Annotated in this window: 5 protein-coding genes; all 5 read right to left on the bottom strand. The window is 34.6% G+C overall.

Annotation, left to right across the window (positions count from 1 at the left end):
• Positions 1-1,727 (bottom strand): polyribonucleotide nucleotidyltransferase (locus AC3AX0_RS08280; RefSeq protein WP_487549827.1); only part of this gene is annotated, 1,727 nt, incomplete at its 3' end.
• Between the two features lie 83 nt (positions 1,728-1,810).
• Positions 1,811-2,080 carry a 30S ribosomal protein S15 gene (rpsO, locus tag AC3AX0_RS08275; RefSeq protein WP_487549826.1) on the bottom strand — a complete coding sequence of 90 codons (270 nt, stop codon included), beginning with the start codon at positions 2,078-2,080 and terminating at the stop codon, positions 1,811-1,813.
• Positions 2,081-2,209: 129 nt separating this feature from the next.
• Positions 2,210-2,953 carry a hypothetical protein gene (locus AC3AX0_RS08270; RefSeq protein WP_487549825.1) on the bottom strand — a complete coding sequence of 248 codons (744 nt, stop codon included), beginning with the start codon at positions 2,951-2,953 and terminating at the stop codon, positions 2,210-2,212.
• 8 nt (positions 2,954-2,961) lie between these two features.
• On the bottom strand, positions 2,962-3,837 hold the full coding sequence (truB, locus tag AC3AX0_RS08265) for a tRNA pseudouridine(55) synthase TruB (protein ID WP_487549824.1): 876 nt from the start codon (positions 3,835-3,837) through the stop codon (positions 2,962-2,964).
• 1 nt (position 3,838) lies between these two features.
• Positions 3,839-4,227 (bottom strand): DHH family phosphoesterase (locus AC3AX0_RS08260; protein ID WP_487549823.1); only part of this gene is annotated, 389 nt, incomplete at its 5' end.

The following is a 4,227-nucleotide window of genomic DNA, read 5'->3' as shown; positions in this document are numbered from 1 at the left end:
ATTTTGTTAATTACTCTTCCACCAGGTCCTATGATCTCTCTGATCTTGTCCGGATCCACCTTCATGTAAATAATCTTTGGTGCATATTTTGAAACTTCTTCTCTAGGCTTGTCTATACAGCTGTTCATCTTTCCAAGTATAAATAGTCTTCCTATTCTTGCCTGTTCCAATGCCTTAGTAAGAACTTCCTTGTCGATTCCATGAACCTTTATATCCATCTGCATTGCTGTTATTCCTGCTTCAGTTCCGGCAACTTTAAAGTCCATGTCACCAAGAAAATCTTCAAGCCCTTGAATATCTGTCAATACAGCTACATCTTCGCCCTCTTTCATAAGTCCCATTGCTATTCCAGCAACTGGAGCCTTGATAGGTACTCCTGAATCCATTAGTGACATTGAACTTCCACATACACTGGCCTGTGAAGTTGATCCATTTGATGCTAAAACTTCTGATACAAGTCTAATGGTATAAGGGAAACTTTCCTTATCTGGAAGAACTGGAATAAGTGCTCTCTCAGCAAGTGCTCCGTGTCCAATTTCTCTTCGTCCTGGTCCTCTTAATGGTGAAGTCTCACCAACACTGTATCCAGGGAAATTATAGTGATGCATATAGGTCTTATTTTCTTCCTCTGAAATACCATCGACAATCTGCATATCACTGTTAACACCAAGTGTTGCAACAGTCATGACCTGTGTTTGTCCTCTTGTGAAAAGTCCTGTACCATGAGTTCTTGGAAGTACTCCAACCTCACATGTTATAGTTCTTATTTGATCAATCTTTCTATTGTCAGGTCTTATTCCATTCTTAAGGATGTTTTTCCTGATTTTATTCTTAACAAGACCATACAGTACTTCAGAAACATCTTTTTTATTGTCAGGATATTTTTCTCCAAACACTTCAGTAGTCTCTTTTTTAATTTGGTCAAATTTTTCTTGTCTTTCTATATTATCTTCTATTATTAAGGCTTCTTCAAACTTGCTGTCAGAATATTCAATTATTTCCTTCTCGATTTCTTCAAGAGGCTTGAACATTTTGATATCAAGTTTTTCCTTGCCTATCTCATTTCTTATACTTTCTATAAAATCACATATTTTCTTGATTTCTTCATGAGCAAAAAGTATCGCTTCAAGAACTACCTTTTCAGGCAGGATATTTGCTGCTGCTTCAACCATCATAATTGCATCTTTTGTACCAGACACAGTAAGGTCAAGTTGTGATAACTCTCTTTGTTCCGTATTTGGATTTACAATATACTCGCCGTCTATTAGTCCAACATTAACCGCTCCTGTAGGACCGTCAAATGGAATGTTGGAAATTGTAAGTGCAGCAGAAGATCCTATCATGGCTGTAATTTCTGGTGAACAATCCTGGTCTACAGACATTACTGTAGTTACAATCTGTACATCGTTTCTAAAACCTTTAGGGAAAAGCGGTCTCAAGGGTCTGTCTATAAGTCTTGAAGTCAAAGTTGCTTTTTCGCTCGGTCTTCCTTCTCTTTTAATGAATCCTCCAGGAATTTTTCCTACAGAATACATTTTTTCTTCATAAAAAACTCCCAATGGGAAGAAATCTATACCTTCTCTTGGTTCCTTTGAAGCTGTTGCAACAGCAAGAACTGCAGTTTCTCCATATTCTACAAGACAAGCTGCATTTGCAAGACCTGCCAGTTTGTTAAATGTCAGTTTAAGTTTGCGTCCAGCAAGTTCATATACAAAAATATTCTCCATATTTTCCTCCTTTTATATAAGTACTTTAGGGTATGAAACCCTTAATATTAATTAAAAAATAGAGCGGGTGAACCCCGCTCTTGTTATCTTCTTAATCCAAGTCTACTTATGATGCTTCTGTATCTTACAATATCTTTCTTTGTGAGGTATTTTAAAAGACCTCTTCTCTTACCAACCATTTTCAACAGACCTCTTCTTGAGTGATGATCCTTTTTGTTGACTTTCAAGTGCTCAGTCAACTGATTAATTTGATTTGTCAATACCGCTATTTGTACCTCCGGTGAACCTGTATCAGTATCACTCAGTCTGTACTCAGCTATTATGCCTTGTTTTTCATCTTTAGTTAATGCCATTGTATTTCCTCCGAATTTTATTTTCACCAATATCCATGTATTCGTCGAGGTGTCGAAGAACATAGATATTGGAACATCTAGTATTTTAACACATTTTAATTGTTTTGTAAATTAGATTATTTGATTATTTCAATTAATCTTTTTAATGAATTCAATTAGATGGGTATTCATTTCATTTTCAGTTTCCAAGAGAAATTCAGTACCGGTATTTTTAATCTTAACATGTTGAAATCCATCATTAACAAACACAAGATAATCCCCGGTTGGTGGATATGCAAAATTCATATTTCCAAACTCTATAATGTTTCTTTGTGTTGTATTTATGTCATGGTCTCTAATATCCATTCTATATCTTTCCATAAGAAGCCCGTTAACACTTTCAATATCCCCATCTTCTATCATAGTTCTTATAATAGAGCTACTGACAACTATGTCATCCTTCTTAATAGCGTCAATGATATAAACATTATAATCATATTTTTTACTTAAATATTTCAACAATCCAATATCTCCCATGGCCTTGTATCCAAATCTAAAATTAAAACCTACCACAATGTTTTTTATCTGAAGCTTGTCAACAAGGACTTCTGAAATAAATTCCTCAGGAGACATTTTGGCAGTATCCTCATCAAGAGAATAGAAGATAATGTCGTCAATACTGTAATTCCTCAAAGATCCTATCTTTCCATTTTTACCATATATTTTTTTCATTCTTTTTGCATTGTTGGATATATTTGCAAATTCATACTCGAATGTTATGATCTTTTTTTGCTGAGAATTATGATTGCCTATTTCTATGCAATTTCTGATTATTTCATCATGTCCTATATGAATTCCATCAAAATTACCAATTGCTGCTGTAATATGTTTCATGTTTTCTCCTAGATCAATCGTTTCTTTATTTTAATCAGATGTTCATCTGATTTTTCTCCTATACCAAGAATGTCACCTTTTGCATCTCTTATATAGAATATATCTTTCAAACTACTACTGTCTTTTGTTTTTACTTTTATTCCATTTTTAAGCTTGTCAATATCGTTGTCATCAAACATAATGGAATCAAGATTAAACACTTCATCATATTTCTTGAGAAAGCTTAAGTCTCCCAGTCTGTACAAATTTTCAATCTCCTCAAGGGTGTATGAATCTTCTATGGCCTGAGTCTTTGTAACTGTTCTCACAAGATTCTCCATTGTACCACAGGTACCAAGTCTTTCACCTATATCATAACATAGAGTCCTTATATAGGTACCTTTTGATACTTTCACCTTGACTTTTACATAGGGAAACTCATATTCCAGCAGTTCTATTCTGTCTATGCAAATTCTTCTTTTTTTACGTTCTATCTCAATATTGCTTCTTGCATATTCATAAAGTTTTTTACCGTTAACCTTCAAAGCGGAATACATTGGTGGAGTCTGGTAAGACTCTCCTAGAAAACCGTCCAATACATTCCTTATTTCTTCAATAGAAAACTCTTTCATATTTTCGTCAACATGAAGTGTTTTTCCATAAATATCAAAGGTATCAGTCAGTAGACCAAGCTTGACGTGAAATACATATTCCTTGTCAAAAGCCATAAGATAGTCTGATAGTTTTGTACCCTTGCCTGCACAAATAATCAATACTCCTGCAGCATTGGGATCAAGTGTACCTGCATGTCCTACTTTTTTTTGAGAAATTATTCTTCTGATTCTTGATACAACATCATGAGAAGTCATTCCCGTAGGTTTTAAAATATTTATTATTCCATTCATTCTAATCCTCTAAAAATTCCTTAAGTTTTTCAACCACTAAATCCTTGGCCTCATATATATTGTTTTTCAACGTGAATCCTGCAGCCTTTGAATGTCCGCCTCCGTTGAATAATTTGCTGATTTTAGAAACATTAACTTCACCCTTGGACCTTAAACTTATTTTAGTGCTGTTTTCTCCTGTTTCCTTTAATATACAGGAAATTTCAACATTTTTTATATCTCTTAAGGATTCAACCAAGCCGTCAATGTTTTTCATCTCTACATCGTAGTCTTCAAGAACCTTTTGACTGATGAATCCGATGGAAAGTTTACCATCATAGAAAAATTCAGCCTCTGAAAGGATCTTAGACTTCGCCAGCACTGCCTGTCTATCCTCGCTACCATATACGT

The sequence above is a fragment of the Dethiosulfatibacter sp. genome (genome assembly GCF_983023055.1).
This window is presented reverse-complemented; position numbering and strand designations above follow the sequence as displayed.